We start from the raw sequence: 17,153 nt of genomic DNA, 5'->3' as shown, positions 1-17,153 counted from the left end.
CCTTGGGCCAGCACAGGAAGCTGGTAATTTCCAAGGCAAAACGCATAATCAAAGTGTGATTGTCTGAAGCGGGCGCTAAGTTGTCAAATTTTATCATCAACTTTTTGAACAACTGTACACCGCCATGCAGCTGTTCACTCTGCGCCGCAAGCTGTAAAAACAGCGCGCTTTGCCCGGCCTGCCTGAACCACTTGCCATATTTGACTCAGGCGCTCTGCCCGCAGTGCGCCCTGCCTGCCCATGATGGCGGCCTGTGCGCAGCCTGCCTAAATCATCCGCCCGCCTTTGATTTCAGTCTTGCAGCTTTTGCCTACACAGCCCCGATTACCCAGCTGATTATTGCAGCCAAATTCTCGGAAAACTGGTCACTTCTTCCCACGCTGGGGCAGTTACTGTTAAAAAGAGTATCAAGCGCAGCCCGACCGGATTTTATTGTGCCACTTCCGCTGCACCCCGAACGACTAAAAGAGCGTGGTTACAACCAAGCCTTTGAGCTGGCAAAACCAATAGCAAGGCAGCTACAACTTACACTCAGGCCAGAGCTGCTAAAGCGGCACATCAATACCGAACACCAGGCACGCCTGTCTCAGGCAGAGCGTCATAAGAATATGCAACAAGCCTTTAGTACAAAATCAAACATCGAAGGAAAACATATTGTCCTGATTGATGATGTAATGACATCCGGCTCCAGCCTGCATGCTGCAGCAAGCTGCTTAAAAGAAGCAGGTGCCGCCAGAGTAGATAACTGGGTATTAGCCAGGGCCTTGTAAGCCGGCCCACGCACAAATCCAGCAGACAACACCGGCCATCCTCCCTGCCCGATAAATCAATCCGCCTGTATTTGGTTTTATTGATCAATACGTGCAAGAAGGACCGTCACTTGCTAGTCACAAATTAGATTTCGACTAAACCAAGCACCTCATCCAAGACAGAGCTTCCTGCAATGAAACAAGCTTTTCCAAATCTAACAAACGCTTACACATCAGCAATGGCATCGTTCCTTATATTCTCTTGTTTAAACGCCCTGGATTATCATAAAGGCAATATTTCATTTTATTTTCCAACGACACAAAACAGCAATCCACCCACTTTGCATAGAATCGCACAAATAATAAGTCGAATCAGTCAAAATTTTTGCTGAGGTGTATATAACACCAATCCGAATATAAATACATAGATATCATCTTATGATCATTTTTTGAAATTTTTTTACTCACTTTCACACATTTCAGTAAATGATATTTTCATATAAAAATGATAATGTGATACATAAACATATAAATGCCCCTGTTATAAAATCAAAGCCGTGCGAGGCATTTTAGCTAGCAAAATATAAAGAACAGAGGCAACCAGGCATTTATTAGCCATGCCTTAAGGCAAAAAAACGCATACTCATAATTATTACATTTATATTACAATTTGTGCCTTCATTACCCCAAAGCTAAATCATGAGCAGCAATCAACAATCGCCCCATATCACAATTCACTATAACCAACATAAGCAAAACAACCCGAATTGCAAAAATAATACACATCAATTAGAAAAAATCATTTTCATTCGCTTTTTTATTAAAAATGAAATAGCCATTCAGAAATTTCTCATTCAAAATGCTGTGTAATAAGTTCCCTTACTTTTGTGTAAATTATCACAGGATTAATCGTGTAATAGTGACATGTGCATTGTGAATTAGATCGTTAAAATGACGCCAACATTCAGATGACATGAGGCTGCTGAGCGCGCCCAGTACGCGCATGCGCCACAAAGAGGAAAAACCATGCAAAACCAAACCATCAATCCACGCGAAGTTCGTCAACAACTAGGCATGAACCAGCAAGAATTCTGGAGCAAAATCGGGGTAACACAAAGTGGTGGCTCCCGCTACGAAAGCGGGCGGAATATGCCACGCCCGGTTAGAGAGCTTCTGCGCGTTGTTCATGTTGAACAAATTGATTTGGAGCGAATCAACCGCGAGGACTACCAAATCATTCAGCATCTTCGTGAAGAACGTGTAGAACTGTACAACACGCTCCGCGCTGCGGCACAGGCCCATGACGAAGAAAAACCGCGCCAGCAGCCTGCCTCCAGCCAACTACAGGCTTAATTTTACTTCCAGCCCAAGCCCGGTGATTCGCCGGGCTAACTCCTGCATCCACAAAGCAGGGGCTGCGGCCAGCCTTGACGCCTCCGGCTGCATGGAGGGTCGCGCCAGCCCGTAAAGCAACACCCCTTCCAAAAGTGCACCTTCAGCCATGCACTCCTGCAGAAAATCCAGATAACCCTGCAATTGCAGCTCGCTAGGTAACGCACCATCCATCTCAAACATACAGGTTTGAATCCATGTAGGGCAGTGCTTTGCTGCCAGCAGCAAACGTCGGGTAACTTGCGATCTTTTAAGCGAAATCTGATTTACCTGTGAAAACCCATCCATAGGTGCACGATCAAGCTTGAACCACACCTCTCCGCCACAGTTTTTCATCAAACTCAAAGCCGTTTGCACCTGCCGCCGATCCAGCTGGCTGCCATTGGTAATCAATACCAGCTTAATTTTGCCGACCAGATCAAAATGCCTCAGTACTGCAATCACGCGCTCTACACAACTTAAAAACTGCAAGCTGCTCGTAGGCTCACCATTGCCAGAAAAAGCCACATCATTTAAGCGCTGCGCCTCAAGCGGAACACGACTCTGCATAAAATCGCCCTGCACAATATCCTGCAGCAGCTGATGTAACTCAGCCTCCATTAAATCCAGGTTCAGCTCCGGTGCGCCGCCCCGGCTTAAATCAGGCACCTGGCAATACACACAGCGCCAGTTGCAGGCATTATTCGGATTTAAATTAATTCCCACCGAAACCCCGCCCGCACGCCGGGATACAACGGGATAAACATAAACACAGCCGGCACTGTCCCGGCTGTGATCAACCACTTGCAGCAGCGTCTTACTTATCATTCGCCTTCGCCCGCACTAACAAAACAGGCACAGGTGTCGCATGCACAACACCTTCGGCTACACTTCCCATTAATAAATGGGTCAATCCGCCATAACCATGGGTCCCCATAACAATTAAATCCGCCGACCAGCTACTTGCTTCATTCACAATTGCCGACGCCAGATTCCCTCCCCATGATTCAAGCAAGCCGGTTTCTACATCAAGATCATCAGTTCTTAATCCCTCCGCCAGCTCAGCCAGTAATTTCTCACCCGACTGACGTAATGCATTTTGTAATTGCGGCACGTCCAGGAACTCGTTGGCGCTCCATGCAAACTGAGCTAAATCAACAACATGGATCAACTTTACTTTCGCCTTTTGATCCCTGGCAAAACGCCGCCCTTCCACAATGGCAGCCGCGCTTGTATCACTATTATCTACCGGCACTAAAATACGCTGGTACATGATCAGCCTCCCTATTTAAAAATACAGATATACCCAATTAGTTTAACAGCAAGCGCCTGTTGCCTTGTATAAAGCTTCAGCATACACTCGTTAGCCTATATATTTCACCATTGATGCAACCATGCCCAGACTTAAACTAATGCTGCCGGAGGGTGCGGATTTCACAACCCGGCTGGATGTCCGGGTTACAGATCTTAATTATGGAAATCATCTTGCAAATCAGGCATTACTTGGTATGCTTCACGAGGCCAGACTTCGCTTTTTAACACATTTAAACCACACAGAACTGGGCAATACAACACAGCCCGGCATTATATTGGCAGATGTTGAAATTCAATTTCGGCGTGAGGCTTTTTTGGGTGATCAGCTCAATATCACGCTGTTTGTAGATCAGCTAAGTCATATTGGTTTTGATTTATATTACCGGGTTAGCCACGCAATTGATCAGACTGAAATTGCACTTGCCAAAACATCCATTGTCTTTTTTGATTACCATACAACACGTAAACGGGCGCCCGCGCCAGCATCTTTTGAGCACGCACTCAAAGAACTAAAGGAAAAAAATGAAAAAATACGCGAACAATAGCCCTGAAGCAATGGCTCGGATTTTAGTCATGCAAATGGTCTGTGATGGCAATTTCAATCCGGAAGAACTAGAGGAATTAGAGCATTTGCATGTTTATGAAGCCATTGGCATTAGCCGCAAGGGTTTTATTCAGGTTTTACAGGATTATTGCAATGACATCTCAGACGAAGCAGATGAAGACGGCCGGATTAGCCTGATTAATCGCGAAAGAATCGACTTTATTTTAGACAGCGTAAGTGACCATAAAAAACGCCTGCATGTTGCTGCGATGGCTCTTGATTTATCCAAATCGGATCAAATTATTAATGATGCCGAGCTGGCTGTATTTGGCCATATGCTAAACCATTGGCATCTTACACTGGATGCATTGCAATCTGCCTTTGAATCATAAGCACCCCATATTTAAAACAGCCTGAAGAAGCATAACTTCTTTCAGGCTTGCTTTTCTTCAAATGACTGAAAAATCATTGGCCAACACACCATTTACCACCTTTCACACACAAAAATAAAATCTATAAAAATCTTTCACCTCTTGTGCATATAAATAAAACAGATATAGCACTCTGCCGGCATTAAATTTATTAGCGGCCTGATTAAAAAAATATCCGGCCAAATGAGTTGTTTACAGCGACCGTAACTTCTTTAGCCTACCTCTTATGCCTTTTTAGAAGGCCTCCCCGTTTTTAATTTTTCAATTAAATCAAACTGTTTAACTAATTGCGAGCCAGACATCAATGCTAACGCCTGCAAACCAACTCTTAGCAACTCACTTTTTTTAACCTCCAAACCCGCCTCCAGGCAGCGCTGTTTTAATATGGCAAGCTGCAGGTACTCCACCTCTGGAATCGTAAAGCTATCACGCACTAACTTTGTCCTCTTTGCCCTCTTTTCCCTACTCATTTTTCCCTTTTTAACCTCAAAAAGATGCTCCACTTCAGCAGATTCTGGCCCCTGAAAAACAGGGTCAGCACCAGAGCGCTTGATATCTATATCAGACCGGGTTGTTTTTCTTTGATTCACTGAATTTTTTCTTACGATAGCTTTATTTTGCTCTACAACCAACTGTTCAATTATTTCTTTAACTTTACTCGAAGCCATGGCGCACCTCCCACATAAGGTAAAAACAGTATAAACTATATAAATAATATTAAACCGTTGAATTCACACTCAGGGCACTATGCGCAGCATACTTATTGCAAACCCCAAAGGTGGAAGTGGCAAATCCACCCTCTCAACTCATTTGGCAGCATGGTTTGCATGGCAGGAAGAAATGGTCATGCTGGGGGATATTGATAACCAGCAATCCAGCCGCCACTGGCTATCACTACGCCCTATCGAGTCTCCGCACATTCTTGGATGGGATCTGGATGAGGAAAAAAAAGCCAGCCCCCCAAAGGCACCGGCATTGCAGTGTTAGACTCTCCGGCAGGCTTACACGGCAAGCGCTTAAAGCATGCATTAATGTGCGTTGATCATGTGGTAATTCCCGTACTCCCCTCTGCTTTTGATATGTGGGCCAGTGCGACATTTTTTGAAAAGCTTGTAGAAGTAAAAGCCATTCGCAAAGAAAAAATCTCTGTGGCAGTTGTAGGAATGAGAGTCAACCCGCGCGCCCAATCGGCCCAGCAACTTACCGACTTTTTAAAGCAATTCGATCTGCCTCTGCTCACCTGTATCAGAGAAACACAGCTTTATGTACAAAGCATTCAGCGCGGGCTAACGCTATTTGATTTGCCTGCTTCGCGCACCAGGCAAGATCGTGAACAATGGCAGCCGCTACTCGATTGGCTGGTTAGCAATAAGCGCCAGTATCACTCTGTAATCTAATTTCGATATCTGTAATAAATCCAGACAAAAAATGCCGACCCCTTAAGGTCGGCATTTTTATAGGTAAAACGCAAAGATTACTCTGCGACTTCAACCGGAGCAGCTGCAACAACCTCTGCAGCAGGCGTCTCTTCATTACTTACCGCCTTGATAGACAAACGAATACGGCCACGCTCGTCTTGCTCGATCACTTTAACGCGCACAACCTGGCCTTCTTTCAAGTAATCGCCCACGTTTTTAATGCGCTCGTTAGCAATCTGACTAATGTGAACCAGACCATCTTTGCCCGGCATGATCGACACAATCGCGCCTACGTTGTTGTCCAGAATCTTAACAACCGGACCTTCGTAGATCTTGCCGATTTCAACTTCAGCCGTGATATCAGCGATGCGGCGTTTAGCTTCATCCGCGCCTTCAGCAGAGACTGAAGCGATGGTGATCGTGCCATCTTCCTGGATATCAATCTGAGTGCCCGTTTCTTCAGTCAGGGCACGAATCACCGAACCACCCTTGCCGATCACATCACGGATTTTTTCCGGATTGATTTTCATCGTATACAGGCGTGGAGCATGCTCGCTCACTTCAGTGCGCGCGCCTTCCATTGTACCTTTCATGATGGCAAGGATATGCACACGGCCTTCTTGCGCCTGATCCAGAGCCACTTTCATGATCTCTTTAGTGATACCGTTGATTTTGATGTCCATTTGCAGTGCAGTGATACCGTTTTCAGTACCCGCAACTTTAAAGTCCATATCACCCAAATGATCTTCATCACCCAGGATATCGGACAATACTGCAAAACGATTGCCTTCTTTGATCAGACCCATGGCAATACCGGCCACGTGGTTTTTCATCGGCACGCCCGCATCCATCAGCGCCAGACAACCACCACAAACCGAAGCCATCGAGCTGGAGCCGTTTGATTCGGTAATTTCCGAAACAACGCGCATCGAGTAGCCAAAGTCTTCAACAGATGGCAGCATCGCAGCCAGTGCACGCTTAGCCAGACGACCGTGACCAATTTCACGACGCTTTGGCGTACCTACGCGACCTGTTTCACCGGTCGAATACGGAGGGAAATTGTAATGCAGCATAAAGCGATCGGTGTAAGCACCTGCCAATGCATCAATTTTTTGCTCGTCCAGTTTAGTACCCAGGGTAGCAACTGCAATCGCTTGAGTTTCACCACGAGTAAACAGTACCGAGCCGTGCGTACGCGGCAATACACCCGAACGAATCGTAATAGGGCGCACAGTGCGTGTATCACGACCGTCAATACGCGGGTAGCCATCCAGAATCTGACCACGAACGATCTCAGCTTCCAGGCCTTTGAAAATGCCCTTGATTTCGTTAGCAGCCAAAGTGCCGGTTTCGTCAGTAATCAAGGCCGCCTTAACCAAAGCCCAGGTTTCATTGATTTTGATGGTACGTAATTGCTTTTGGCGCAATTTAAATGCTTCTGACAGGCCTGCAGCAGCAACAGCGCGAACCTGTGCAATCAGCGCTTCATTTGCAACCGGCTCATCCCATACAAACAATTCAGGGTTAGCTTCATCAGCCAGTTCATTGATTGCATTGATCGCCACTTGCATTTGCTCGTGACCAAATACAACGGCACCCAGCATGATGGATTCGGACAATTCGTCCGCTTCAGATTCAACCATCAATACAGCTTGTGAAGTACCTGCAACCACCAGATCCATCTGGCTAGTTTTCAGCTCAGACAATGTTGGGCAAAGTACATATTCACCATTAATGTAAGCCACGCGCGCAGCGCCGATCGGGCCATCAAAGGGCACACCAGAGATCGACAGAGCAGCAGAAGCACCCAGCATCGCAACGATATCTGGATCAACTTCAGGATTAACCGACATCACAGTCGCAATAATCTGGATATCGTTGTAAAAACCTTCAGGAAACAGGGGACGAATCGGACGATCAATCAGACGACAAGTTAAAATTTCTTTTTCGGAAGGACGGCCTTCACGCTTAAAGAAACCACCGGGGATGCGACCAGCAGCATAAGTACGCTCTTGGTAATCAACGGTCAGCGGGAAGAAATCCTGGCCCGGCTTAACATCACGTGCGGCCACAACCGTCACGAGAACAACGGTATCGTCCATATTAATCAGAACGGCGCCACTAGCCTGACGGGCAATTTCACCAATTTCCATGGTGACATTATGCTTACCGTACTGGAATGATTTCACAATTTTATTGAACACTGACTTTCCTTTTTTCACACTAACGCCTCCAGTCCAAGGCGTGATCGGTTTCCGCTGCAGCGTGACTGAACTGCTGCCGGCTTCGGCACAACCAATAGGCCCGGCAAACCAAACACCGGGACTTCTTCAACCCGCCGCCAAAACCGCTGTTTGACAGGTTTGAAAGTTCTTACTCAAAAAAGTGCCACGGTTTCTTGCGTAATAATGACAAGGAAAGACCGTGGCGCTTTTCTAAAAAACACTTAAATCATTACAAAATAATAACAAGCCCTGATAACTATGCAAAAGAAGATATAAAACCTCAATTACATAGTGGGCAAACAAAACCGATTACCCAGCCATCCGGCGCTCAGTGCTGTTGCACTATCTTGTAATTAATCATAAAAAAAGTCGCAGCCTTGCGACTACGACTTTTTAATTACTTACGCAGACCGAGTTCAGCGATCAGGGCGCGGTAACCTTCAGAGTTAACACGTTTGAAGTAATCCAGCAAACGGCGACGTGTGCTAACCATTTTCAGCAAACCACGACGTGAGTGGTGATCTTTCTTGTTAGCTTTAAAGTGAGGTGTCAAGTCATTGATACGCGCTGTCAGCAGTGCAACCTGAACTTCAGGACTACCAGTGTCGCCTTCAGTGCGTTGAAACTTCTTAACGATTTCTGCTTTTTGAGTAACTGTTACGGACATGCTTACTACTCCAGATGAGATAGGGCTTCTTTACACATTATAAAGAGCCGTCGAGAAAAACCGAGCCGCATACCCTGTATGAGTATTTAACCCAGCCATCCTCCCTTTAATCTGTCCGATTTTTACAAACCGGACAGAAGTCGTTTAGGCCGCAGCCACGCATGCGGATTCTCAGCCGCAGCGGCCACTTCGCCCAAACCGATGAACCGTGCATTATCCCTACTTTCACCCTCGGCGTAAAGACGATACTCGCCGGGCAACAAACCGCCCCGTTCCACCGTCATACCATGACGAATTTTTTCAAACTCGGCTGCATCAAAAAACAGGGCAGGTAAATCAAGCAGCAAGCAGTCTGCGGGCAATAAATAGCCATCGCGCTCTTCTGCCGGCACATGATTGTAATCATCCAGATTGACCGAATTTTCTAAAAGAAAACCTGCTGTCCTGGTGCGGCGCAAGCCTGTTAAGTAAGCCCCACAACCAAGAGCCTTACCAATATCTTCAGCCAATACCCGGATATACGTGCCTTTTGAGCAGCTGACATCAATCACTAATACATCAGCATCAATTGAAATAATCTCGATGCTGTAAATGGTGATTTGTCGGGATTGCCGCTCAATTTCCACACCATCCCGCGCGTATTCATACAGGGCCTTACCCTGGAATTTCAGCGCAGAATACATAGGAGGAGTTTGAGTAACCGGCCCGATAAATGCGTTTACCGCCGCACGAATTAAGGCCTCATCGCCTGGCGCATCACCACTTTTGGTGATCTCACCTTCACCATCAAGCGTCGTCGAAACCTCTCCCAGCTTGATCGTGGCGCGGTAGCCTTTATCCGCCTCCAGCATACGCTGGGCAAATTTAGTGGCCTCGCCAAAACACAAAGGCAACAAGCCCGTTGCAAACGGATCCAGCACGCCAGTGTGGCCGCCTTTTTCTGCCTGCAGCAACCAGCGCGCCTTTTGTAAGGCATTATTACTAGAGATACCAAATGGTTTATCCAGCAACAAAACCCCATCAACCTTTCGTTTAGCCATCAGTCCTTGCCAGCAGTTTTTTCATTATCCACACCAAGCTCATCTTCTTCTGGCGCTTTAGGCAAACTAGAAGCCTGATCAATCAAGCGTGACAAATTCATGCCATGCTCAACCGAATGATCGTATTCAAAATGCAATTCCGGCATTTTGTACAAAGAGATACCACGAGCTAGCTGGCTGCGCAAAAAGCCTTTTGCGCGCTCAATCAAAGATGCAATGTCTTTACCCTGCTCTTCTGTCCCCAGGAAAGTATAAAAAACATTGGCATGCGAGTAATCACGTGTCACTTCCACATCAGTAATTGTAATCAATGATGCTTGCGGATGATCCAGCTCTGCACGAATAACGGTGGCTAAATCACGTTGAATTTGTTGTGCCACGCGATCGGCACGAGTAAATTGTTTGGCCATATATGCCTCAGCAAAGTGTCCAGCCAAAGCTTTGCGCGGGGCTTCTTGGGCAATTGGCGCAAACACTTTTAGCTACTTTAAAATGGCGAAAGGCGGTTACCCGCCTTTGCCGTATTCAACCCACTTTCCATATGCAGCCACTTTTTCATTAAGCAGAAAAAGTGGCATGCATTTTAAAGGGAGCGAGCAACTTCGATAATTTCAAAGATTTCCAACTGATCGCCCAGTTGCAGATCATTGTAGTTCTTCAGGCTTAAACCACATTCAAAGCCGGCCTTCACTTCCTTGGCATCGTCTTTGTAGCGTTTCAGGCTATCGAGCGTACCCTGATGAATCACTACGTTATTACGCAGCAAGCGAACACCCGCATGACTGCGGATCAAGCCTTCCATCACCAGACAACCTGCAATCGTGCCCACTTTGGAAACAGTAAAGACCTGACGGATCTCAACCATACCAATGATTTGTTCACGTTTTTCAGGAGCCAGCATACCTGACAGAGCCAGTTTCACGTCATCTACTACATCGTAAATGATGTTGTAGTAACGGATATCTACGCCTTCTGCCTCGGCAAGCTTACGTGCCGCAGCATCTGCACGGGAGTTGAAACCAACCACCACCGCTTTAGAAGCCAGAGCCAGATTGATATCAGACTCGCTAATCCCCCCCACAGCGCTGTGCAGAATCTGTACGCGCACTTCATCTGTAGAGAGTTTTTGCAAGCTTTGTGACAACGCTTCAGCAGAGCCCTGTACGTCAGCCTTGATGATGATTGGCAGATTGCGAACTTCGCCTTCTGTCATTTGCGCCATCATGTTTTCCAGCTTGGATGCCTGCTGACGAGCCAGTTTCACATCGCGGAACTTACCCTGACGGAACAGCGCAATTTCACGCGCTTTCTTCTCATCAGTCAGCACCATAGCGTCTTCACCCGCTGCAGGCACATCCGACAGACCCAGAATTTCAACCGGAATCGAAGGACCCGCTTCTGTAATGGATTTACCATGCTCATCGATAATCGCACGCACGCGGCCTGACACCTGACCAGCAAGAATCACATCACCTTTACGTAATGTACCGGATTGAATCAGCATGGAAGCAACCGGGCCACGCCCCTTATCCAGACGCGCTTCGATGATAATCCCTTTCGCAGGCGCATCTTCGGCAGCCGTCAGCTCAAGCACTTCCGCCTGCAACAGAATCGCTGAGAGCAAGTCATCAATACCCAGGCCTTTTTTGGCCGAGACATCAACAAACATCGCATCCCCGCCCCAGTCTTCCGGTACCACTTCGTGCGTCACCAGCTCTTGACGGATGCGTTCCGGATTAGCTTCAGGCTTATCAATCTTATTTACCGCAACCACAATCGGCACGCCGGCCGCTTTCGCGTGAGCGATCGCCTCAATGGTCTGCGGCATCACACCATCGTCTGCAGCAACAACCAGAATCACGATATCGGTAAGCTTGGCACCACGGGCACGCATCGCGGTAAACGCTTCGTGACCCGGGGTATCAAGGAAAGTAATCATGCCTTTTTCGGTTTGTACATGGTACGCACCGATATGCTGAGTAATACCACCCGCTTCACCGGACGCCACTTTGGCGGTACGGATGTAATCGAGCAAGGATGTTTTACCATGGTCAACGTGCCCCATAACCGTGACAACCGGAGCGCGCGGCAAGAGCACATGCTCTACAACGGTGCCATCGCCCAGATAAATTTCCGGATCATCAAGCTTGGCGGCCATTGGCGTGTGGCCCATGTCTTCAACGATAATCATCGCTGTTTCTTGGTCCAGCACCTGGTTGATGGTCACCATCATGCCCATTTTCATCAGGGCTTTCACCACTTCAACACCCTTCACAGCCATTTTGTGCGCCAGATCGGTCACGGAAATCGTTTCCGGAACCATCACTTCATGCACTACTTTGTCGGTCGGGGCCTGGAAGCCGTGTGCATTATCCGGGTTTGCTGCAGCCTGACGGCCTTTACCACCCTTCTTGCTTTTCCAGTCATTACCTGCATCACCACCACGGCTACGAATACCTTTCTTACCACGGCCATCGCTCCAAGGCTCTTTTTTGCCCGGGGCTGCTGCTGGCTTTTTATCGCCCGGTTTTGCCGCAGGAGAAGCCGTACTCGGGCTTGCTGCCGGTTTTGCTTTAGCTGCTGGTGCCGGAGTCGCTGCGGCAACAGGGGCCGGTGCTGGAGCGGGTGCAGGCGCCGGTGCAACAGGCTCTGGTGCTTTCATTGGTTCATTGCGCGGCTTACGCAATTCAACACGCATACCCACACGCGGACGATCCGGATGGCTGGCTTGTGAAGCACCCAGCGAAGGGCGTGCCGCAACCGGTGCAGATACCACAGGCTTAGCAGCGGCAGGCTTAGCGGCAACGGGTGCAGCAACGGGCGTCGGCGCAGGGGCCGGCTTAGCAACAGGCGCGGCTACAACAGAGGTCACAGGGGCCACAACAGCAGCAGGTGCCGGTGCAGGTTTAGCCGCAGCAACAACTTCAGCAGGCACTTTACCACCACCCTGCTTCGCACGCATTTCTGCAGCCTGACGGGCAAATAGCTCATTTTGACGGCGCGCCTGTGCTTCACGGGACGAGCGCTCAGCGTCATCAATAACCTGACCGGGCGCTGCAGGCGCAACAGATTCGGCAACACGCGGCGCAGTCATCACATCAGCCGCAGAGGCCTCAACAACCCGTTTTTTACGCACTTCAACAGGAATAGACTTCGCCTTGCCGGTCGAATCCGTTTTACGAATTTCAGTATTTTGCTTACGAATCACAGTGATTTTTTTATCACCATCACCACCATGCTTCTTTTTCAGGTGATCGAGCAGACGCACTTTATCGCTTGCAGTAACCACATCTACTTCACTCGATTTATTCACGCCAGCTGCACGGAATTGCTCCAGCAGCTCTTGCGGTGCCATTTTTAGCTCTACCGCAAATTGGTTGACATTGAGTTCACTCATGCATTTCTCTCCCGAGCGTTAGGCGAACCAGTGCTCGCGCGCCTTCATGATCAGTTGCTTGGCAGCTTCTTCATCAATTCCGGTCATTTCTATCAGCTCGTCGACAGCTAGTTCGGCGAGTTCGTCTCGGGTATGAACCTCTTTATCAGCCAGTAAGGCAGCAAATTCTGGTGTCATTCCCTGAAGGCTTTTAAGGTCTTCTGCCTGATGCTCAAGCTTTTCTTCACGGGCAATGGCTTGCGTTAGCAAGGCATCACGGGCGCGAGTACGCAGCTCATTGACGGCATCTTCATCGAAGGCCTCAATTTCCAGCATTTCAGCAATCGGCACATAAGCCACTTCTTCCAACGTGGCGAACCCTTCTTCTACAAGAACGTCCGCCACTTCTTCATCAACCCCCAGCACATCAATAAAGAGCTGGCGCACATTGGCGAACTCTTCCTGATGCTTTTGCTGCGCCTGGTCAACGGTCATGATATTGATTTTCCAGCCTGTTAATTCAGCTGCCAATTTCACGTTCTGACCACCACGGCCAATAGCCATGGCCAGGTTGTCTTCATCGACCACTACATCCATGCTGTGTGTTTCTTCATCAAGCATGATGGAGCTCACTTCAGCCGGAGACAGGGCATTAATCACGAACTGCGCCGGATCTTGCGACCACAGCACAATATCAACACGCTCACCTGCCAGCTCATTGGTCACAGCATTAACACGCGTGCCACGCACACCAATACATGTACCCTGAGGATCAACACGCGCATCGTTCGATTTTACCGCTACCTTGGCACGCGCACCCGGGTCCCGGGCAACGGCCTTGATTTCAATCAGCTGATTTTCAATTTCAGGCACTTCCATTTCGAAGAGCTTGGTCATGAAATCGTTGGAAATACGCGACAACACCAGCTGCGGGCCACGCCCCATGCGATCTACCCGCAGCAGGAACGCTTTAACACGATCACCTACGCGCAAGTTTTCTTTCGGAATCATCTGGTCGCGCGGCAATACGGCCTCCAGCTTACCCAGCTCGAGAATGGCACTGCCACGCTCGATACGCTTGATATTGCCTGAAACAATAAATTCACTGCGCTGCAGAAAATCATTCAGATTTTGTTCACGCTCTGCATCACGGATTTTTTGCAAAATCACTTGTTTGGCGGTTTGTGCGCCAATGCGACCAAATTCGATCGCCTCAAGCTCAACCATCCACGTTTCGCCTACTTTCAGCTCCGGATCGTATTCCGGCACATCAGTAATGGCAATCTGACGGGAAGGCTCTTCATGATCATTATCTTCAACCACTGTCCAGCAGCGGAAACTGCGATAATCACCCGTATCCCGATCAATATCCACCTGGATATCAACATCTTCTTCGTAACGTTTTTTGGTCGCCGAAGCCAGTGCCATTTCCAGAGCACCAAACACGACATCTTTTTCTACGTTCTTTTCACGCGCCAGCGCGTCGACCAGCAACAGAATTTCCCGGCTCATCTCACTACCCCTCCGGCAAACAACCCGAATATTCTAGGCTGATTAGTTCTTAAAACTGCGGCTCCAGCCGCACCTTGTCGATTTGTGATTGCGGCAGGGATAGCTCTTGTCCATCGACTTCTACGCGCACCACATCATTTTCCAGCCCAAGCAAAACACCAACGAGCTTTTTACGTTTATCCGGCAACGGTAAGCGCAATTTCACTTTCACGATCTGCCCGGCAAAGCGAACAAAATCAGCGGCTTTTACAATTGGACGATCCAGCCCGGGAGATGAAATCTCCAGCCGCTCGTAATTCACGCCTTCCACAATAAAAAGCCGTTCAAGGTGATGACTTACGGTAACGCAGTCCGTCACATTGATCCCGCCTTCCTTATCGATAAAGACCCGAACCAGCCCATTACGTGCGAGCTCCAGATCAACGAGTTCATACCCGAGACCTGGCAGAGTGGTTTCCAGCAGGTCCTGCATATTTGCTGCCATACATTCCTTTGCCACTTATCCGGCCAAATACAACGGCGAGTATCTGTTTCAACTCAGGCAAATATCGCTGTATATCCAATTGCATTTTCGCTGCAAATATCTACAGAAACCTAGCCAGCAAATGCCGCCGCATTACTGCCGCAGGCAACGCCCGAAACACGATACAGGATCGCCACAAACAAAAAATGGGCTGCAAAACTGCGCCCATTTCCTTTACCACTTCCCCGGCCTTTTACCGAAGAAGGCGGGATTGTAACAGAAACAATCAGTTAACGAAACAGGGTTCATAGATACTTGTGAGCTTGACGCTTGCACACTAGAGTAGTGAAATTTACATGTAATACAAATCGAGGAAAGATAGATGGATCATGCATGGTGGGCAAGCTATCAGCCGGGCGTTCCCCTGGAAATTGACATGACTGAATTTGCTGCGATTCCTGCAGTGCTCGCCCGATCGGTAGAGCGCTTTGGTGATCGCCCTGCTTTTCTAAACATGGGTAAATCAATCACTTACACCGAGCTAGATCAACAATCTTCTGCCTTCGCTGCCTATTTACAACACGATTTAAAACTCCCCGCGGCTCACGTGTAGCTGTCATGCTGCCTAATCTGCTGCAGTACCCCATCGCGATTTTCGGCATTTTACGCGCCGGCATGGTCGTCGTGAACGTCAATCCGCTCTATACACCGAGAGAACTTAGCCATCAGCTAAAAGATTCCGGCGCGGTAGCAATCGTTATCCTGGCCAACTTCGCCCACACTTTGGAAGAAGTCATCAACAGTACCGATGTGAAACACGTATTACTCACCGAAATTGGAGACAGGCTTCCTCTGGCCAAACGGTTACTGGTAAATGCAGTTGTCAGGCATGTCAAAAAGATGGTGCCAGCCTTTAATTTACCCGGCCACATCCGCTTTAACGATACAATCAGCTTGGGAGAGACGAAGAAAGCCTCTCCTGTAGAGCTAAACCATAATGACATCGCTTTCTTACAATACACAGGCGGCACAACAGGAGTAGCCAAGGGAGCCATCCTCACTCATGGCAATATTGTAGCAAACATGCAACAAGCCCATGCCTGGATTGCCCCGATGGTCAATGAGGGCAGCGAAGTAATCGTAACCGCCCTGCCGCTTTACCATATCTTTTCACTCACCGCCAACTGTATGGTTTTCTCCAAAATTGGCGCAACCAATTTACTTATCACCAACCCGCGTGATATTCCCGGCTTTATTAAGGAAATCGGCAAATACCCTGTCACCTGCATGACCGGTGTAAATACTTTATTTAATGCGTTACTTAACCATGCCGATTTTGCCAAGCTGGATTTTAGCAAATGGAAACTAGCTCTTGGCGGCGGCATGGCAGTTCAACACGCCGTTGCCGAACGCTGGGTAAAAACCACAGGCGTGCGGCTTATTGAAGCATACGGGCTGACCGAAACCTCACCCGCAGCCATGATGAACCCAATGAATCTGCCTGAGTTCAACGGCATGATCGGCCTGCCAATTCCATCTACCATCGGCGAAGTTCGCAATGAAGAAGGCAAAGTCCTCCCGCCTGGAGAAGCTGGCGAGTTATTTATTCACGGCCCGCAGGTTATGGCCGGCTATTGGCAGCGTCCGGACGAAACAGCCAAGGTGTTGGGTAAAGACGGCTTTGTCAGCACTGGAGACGTAGCCATCATGTCTTCAACCGGTTTTTTCCGTTTGGTTGACCGTAAAAAAGACATGATTTTGGTTTCCGGCTTTAATGTCTACCCCAATGAAATTGAAGACGTCGTGGCCAGCCACCCGGGCGTGTTAGAGGTTGCCTGCATTGGCGTTGAGGATGAGCGCTCCGGTGAAGCAGTAAAAATCTTTGTTGTAAAGAAAGATCCGAAACTCAGCAAGGATGACATCATTGCTCACTGCCGTAAAAACCTCACCAACTACAAAATCCCGCGACAGGTGGAGTTTCGCGACAGCCTGCCCAAGTCAAATGTAGGTAAAATACTAAGACGCGAGTTGCGCCCAACTTAA

16 protein-coding genes and 1 pseudogene are annotated in these 17,153 nt (G+C 48.3%); 7 read left to right on the top strand and 10 right to left on the bottom strand.

Features of this window, described 5'->3' with window-relative positions; genetic code table 11:
- Window positions 1-191 precede the first annotated feature (191 nt).
- The gene (locus tag EJO50_RS05685; RefSeq protein ID WP_164521437.1) at window positions 192-770 is read left to right on the top strand and encodes a ComF family protein; all 579 of its coding nucleotides are present in this window, start codon (window positions 192-194) and stop codon (window positions 768-770) included.
- Between the two features lie 1,005 nt (window positions 771-1,775).
- A complete protein-coding gene (locus EJO50_RS05680; protein WP_125972290.1) occupies window positions 1,776-2,102 on the top strand; it encodes a helix-turn-helix domain-containing protein in 327 nt (108 codons plus the stop codon).
- On the opposite strand, the gene EJO50_RS05675 is transcribed toward EJO50_RS05680, so the two are convergent.
- Both EJO50_RS05675 and EJO50_RS05670 read right to left on the bottom strand, forming a co-directional pair.
- Complete coding sequence (locus EJO50_RS05675) at window positions 2,091-2,948, bottom strand: radical SAM protein (protein WP_125972288.1); 858 nt, start codon at window positions 2,946-2,948, stop codon at window positions 2,091-2,093. The genes EJO50_RS05680 and EJO50_RS05675 overlap by 12 nt on opposite strands.
- Window positions 2,938-3,393, bottom strand: coding sequence for a universal stress protein (locus EJO50_RS05670; RefSeq protein ID WP_125972286.1), 456 nt, complete (start codon window positions 3,391-3,393; stop codon window positions 2,938-2,940). Before EJO50_RS05670 ends, EJO50_RS05675 begins: the two co-directional genes overlap by 11 nt.
- Before the next feature lie 121 nt (window positions 3,394-3,514).
- On the opposite strand from EJO50_RS05670, the gene EJO50_RS05665 reads away from it, so the two are divergent.
- Window positions 3,515-3,979, top strand: a complete 465-nt coding sequence (locus EJO50_RS05665) for an acyl-CoA thioesterase (RefSeq protein WP_125972284.1) — start codon at window positions 3,515-3,517, stop codon at window positions 3,977-3,979.
- Window positions 3,957-4,370, top strand: coding sequence for a hypothetical protein (locus EJO50_RS05660; protein ID WP_125972282.1), 414 nt, complete (start codon window positions 3,957-3,959; stop codon window positions 4,368-4,370). The genes EJO50_RS05665 and EJO50_RS05660 overlap by 23 nt, the downstream gene beginning before the upstream one ends.
- A gap of 263 nt (window positions 4,371-4,633) precedes the next feature.
- Here EJO50_RS05660 and EJO50_RS05655 read toward each other — a convergent pair whose 3' ends face one another.
- Window positions 4,634-5,077: a hypothetical protein gene (locus EJO50_RS05655; protein ID WP_125972280.1), complete on the bottom strand. Its 444-nt coding sequence runs from the start codon at window positions 5,075-5,077 to the stop codon at window positions 4,634-4,636.
- A 79-nt stretch (window positions 5,078-5,156) separates the two neighbouring features.
- Between EJO50_RS05655 and EJO50_RS17400 the strand changes: the two genes are divergently transcribed.
- Together EJO50_RS17400 and EJO50_RS17395 are read left to right on the top strand one after the other, a co-directional pair.
- Window positions 5,157-5,396, top strand: coding sequence for a nucleotide-binding protein (locus EJO50_RS17400; protein ID WP_233702178.1), 240 nt, complete (start codon window positions 5,157-5,159; stop codon window positions 5,394-5,396).
- On the top strand, window positions 5,390-5,806 hold the full coding sequence (locus EJO50_RS17395) for a ParA family partition ATPase (protein WP_233702177.1): 417 nt from the start codon (window positions 5,390-5,392) through the stop codon (window positions 5,804-5,806). The genes EJO50_RS17400 and EJO50_RS17395 overlap by 7 nt, the downstream gene beginning before the upstream one ends.
- Window positions 5,807-5,883: 77 nt before the next feature.
- Here the strand turns inward: EJO50_RS17395 and pnp are convergent, their stop codons facing one another.
- The 7 genes from pnp to rimP all read right to left on the bottom strand — a co-directional run bounded on the left by pnp (window position 5,884) and on the right by rimP (window position 15,131).
- Window positions 5,884-8,031 (bottom strand): polyribonucleotide nucleotidyltransferase, encoded by a 2,148-nt coding sequence (pnp, locus tag EJO50_RS05645; RefSeq protein ID WP_125972278.1) that lies wholly within the window; start codon window positions 8,029-8,031, stop codon window positions 5,884-5,886.
- A 418-nt stretch (window positions 8,032-8,449) separates the two neighbouring features.
- A complete protein-coding gene (rpsO, locus tag EJO50_RS05640) occupies window positions 8,450-8,719 on the bottom strand; it encodes a 30S ribosomal protein S15 (RefSeq protein ID WP_125972276.1) in 270 nt (89 codons plus the stop codon).
- A 122-nt stretch (window positions 8,720-8,841) separates the two neighbouring features.
- Entirely contained in the window at window positions 8,842-9,759 is a 918-nt protein-coding gene (gene truB / locus EJO50_RS05635; protein WP_125972274.1) for a tRNA pseudouridine(55) synthase TruB, read from the bottom strand.
- Window positions 9,759-10,169 carry a 30S ribosome-binding factor RbfA gene (gene rbfA, locus EJO50_RS05630; protein WP_125976312.1) on the bottom strand — a complete coding sequence of 137 codons (411 nt, stop codon included), beginning with the start codon at window positions 10,167-10,169 and terminating at the stop codon, window positions 9,759-9,761. The genes truB and rbfA overlap by 1 nt, the downstream gene beginning before the upstream one ends.
- A gap of 173 nt (window positions 10,170-10,342) precedes the next feature.
- The gene (gene infB / locus EJO50_RS05625) at window positions 10,343-13,156 is read right to left on the bottom strand and encodes a translation initiation factor IF-2 (RefSeq protein ID WP_125972272.1); all 2,814 of its coding nucleotides are present in this window, start codon (window positions 13,154-13,156) and stop codon (window positions 10,343-10,345) included.
- An 18-nt stretch (window positions 13,157-13,174) separates the two neighbouring features.
- Complete coding sequence (nusA, locus tag EJO50_RS05620; protein WP_125972270.1) at window positions 13,175-14,647, bottom strand: transcription termination factor NusA; 1,473 nt, start codon at window positions 14,645-14,647, stop codon at window positions 13,175-13,177.
- A 49-nt stretch (window positions 14,648-14,696) separates the two neighbouring features.
- Window positions 14,697-15,131 carry a ribosome maturation factor RimP gene (gene rimP, locus EJO50_RS05615; protein WP_125972268.1) on the bottom strand — a complete coding sequence of 145 codons (435 nt, stop codon included), beginning with the start codon at window positions 15,129-15,131 and terminating at the stop codon, window positions 14,697-14,699.
- A 361-nt stretch (window positions 15,132-15,492) separates the two neighbouring features.
- On the opposite strand from rimP, the pseudogene EJO50_RS05610 reads away from it, so the two are divergent.
- Window positions 15,493-17,153, top strand: a pseudogene (locus EJO50_RS05610) (AMP-binding protein).

Origin of the sequence: Iodobacter ciconiae, from assembly GCF_003952345.1 — a bacterium.
GTDB lineage: Bacteria > Pseudomonadota > Gammaproteobacteria > Burkholderiales > Chitinibacteraceae > Iodobacter > Iodobacter ciconiae.
Note: the sequence above shows the minus strand (reverse complement) of the source record. Positions and strands in the feature narration are given on the sequence as shown.

Bases quoted from the DNA above. Each gene is read 5' to 3' on its own strand.
- EJO50_RS05655 (WP_125972280.1), bottom strand. From the start codon at position 5,077: ATGGCTTCGAGTAAAGTTAAAGAAATAATTGAACAGTTGGTTGTAGAG.
- EJO50_RS05665 (WP_125972284.1), top strand. From the start codon at position 3,515: ATGCCCAGACTTAAACTAATGCTGCCGGAGGGTGCGGATTTCACAACC.
- rpsO (WP_125972276.1), bottom strand. From the start codon at position 8,719: ATGTCCGTAACAGTTACTCAAAAAGCAGAAATCGTTAAGAAGTTTCAA.
- EJO50_RS17400 (WP_233702178.1), top strand. From the start codon at position 5,157: ATGCGCAGCATACTTATTGCAAACCCCAAAGGTGGAAGTGGCAAATCC.
- EJO50_RS05675 (WP_125972288.1), bottom strand. From the start codon at position 2,948: ATGATAAGTAAGACGCTGCTGCAAGTGGTTGATCACAGCCGGGACAGT.
- truB (WP_125972274.1), bottom strand. From the start codon at position 9,759: ATGGCTAAACGAAAGGTTGATGGGGTTTTGTTGCTGGATAAACCATTT.
- EJO50_RS05670 (WP_125972286.1), bottom strand. From the start codon at position 3,393: ATGTACCAGCGTATTTTAGTGCCGGTAGATAATAGTGATACAAGCGCG.
- EJO50_RS05680 (WP_125972290.1), top strand. From the start codon at position 1,776: ATGCAAAACCAAACCATCAATCCACGCGAAGTTCGTCAACAACTAGGC.
- rbfA (WP_125976312.1), bottom strand. From the start codon at position 10,169: ATGGCCAAACAATTTACTCGTGCCGATCGCGTGGCACAACAAATTCAA.
- rimP (WP_125972268.1), bottom strand. From the start codon at position 15,131: ATGGCAGCAAATATGCAGGACCTGCTGGAAACCACTCTGCCAGGTCTC.
- nusA (WP_125972270.1), bottom strand. From the start codon at position 14,647: ATGAGCCGGGAAATTCTGTTGCTGGTCGACGCGCTGGCGCGTGAAAAG.
- infB (WP_125972272.1), bottom strand. From the start codon at position 13,156: ATGAGTGAACTCAATGTCAACCAATTTGCGGTAGAGCTAAAAATGGCA.
- EJO50_RS05660 (WP_125972282.1), top strand. From the start codon at position 3,957: ATGAAAAAATACGCGAACAATAGCCCTGAAGCAATGGCTCGGATTTTA.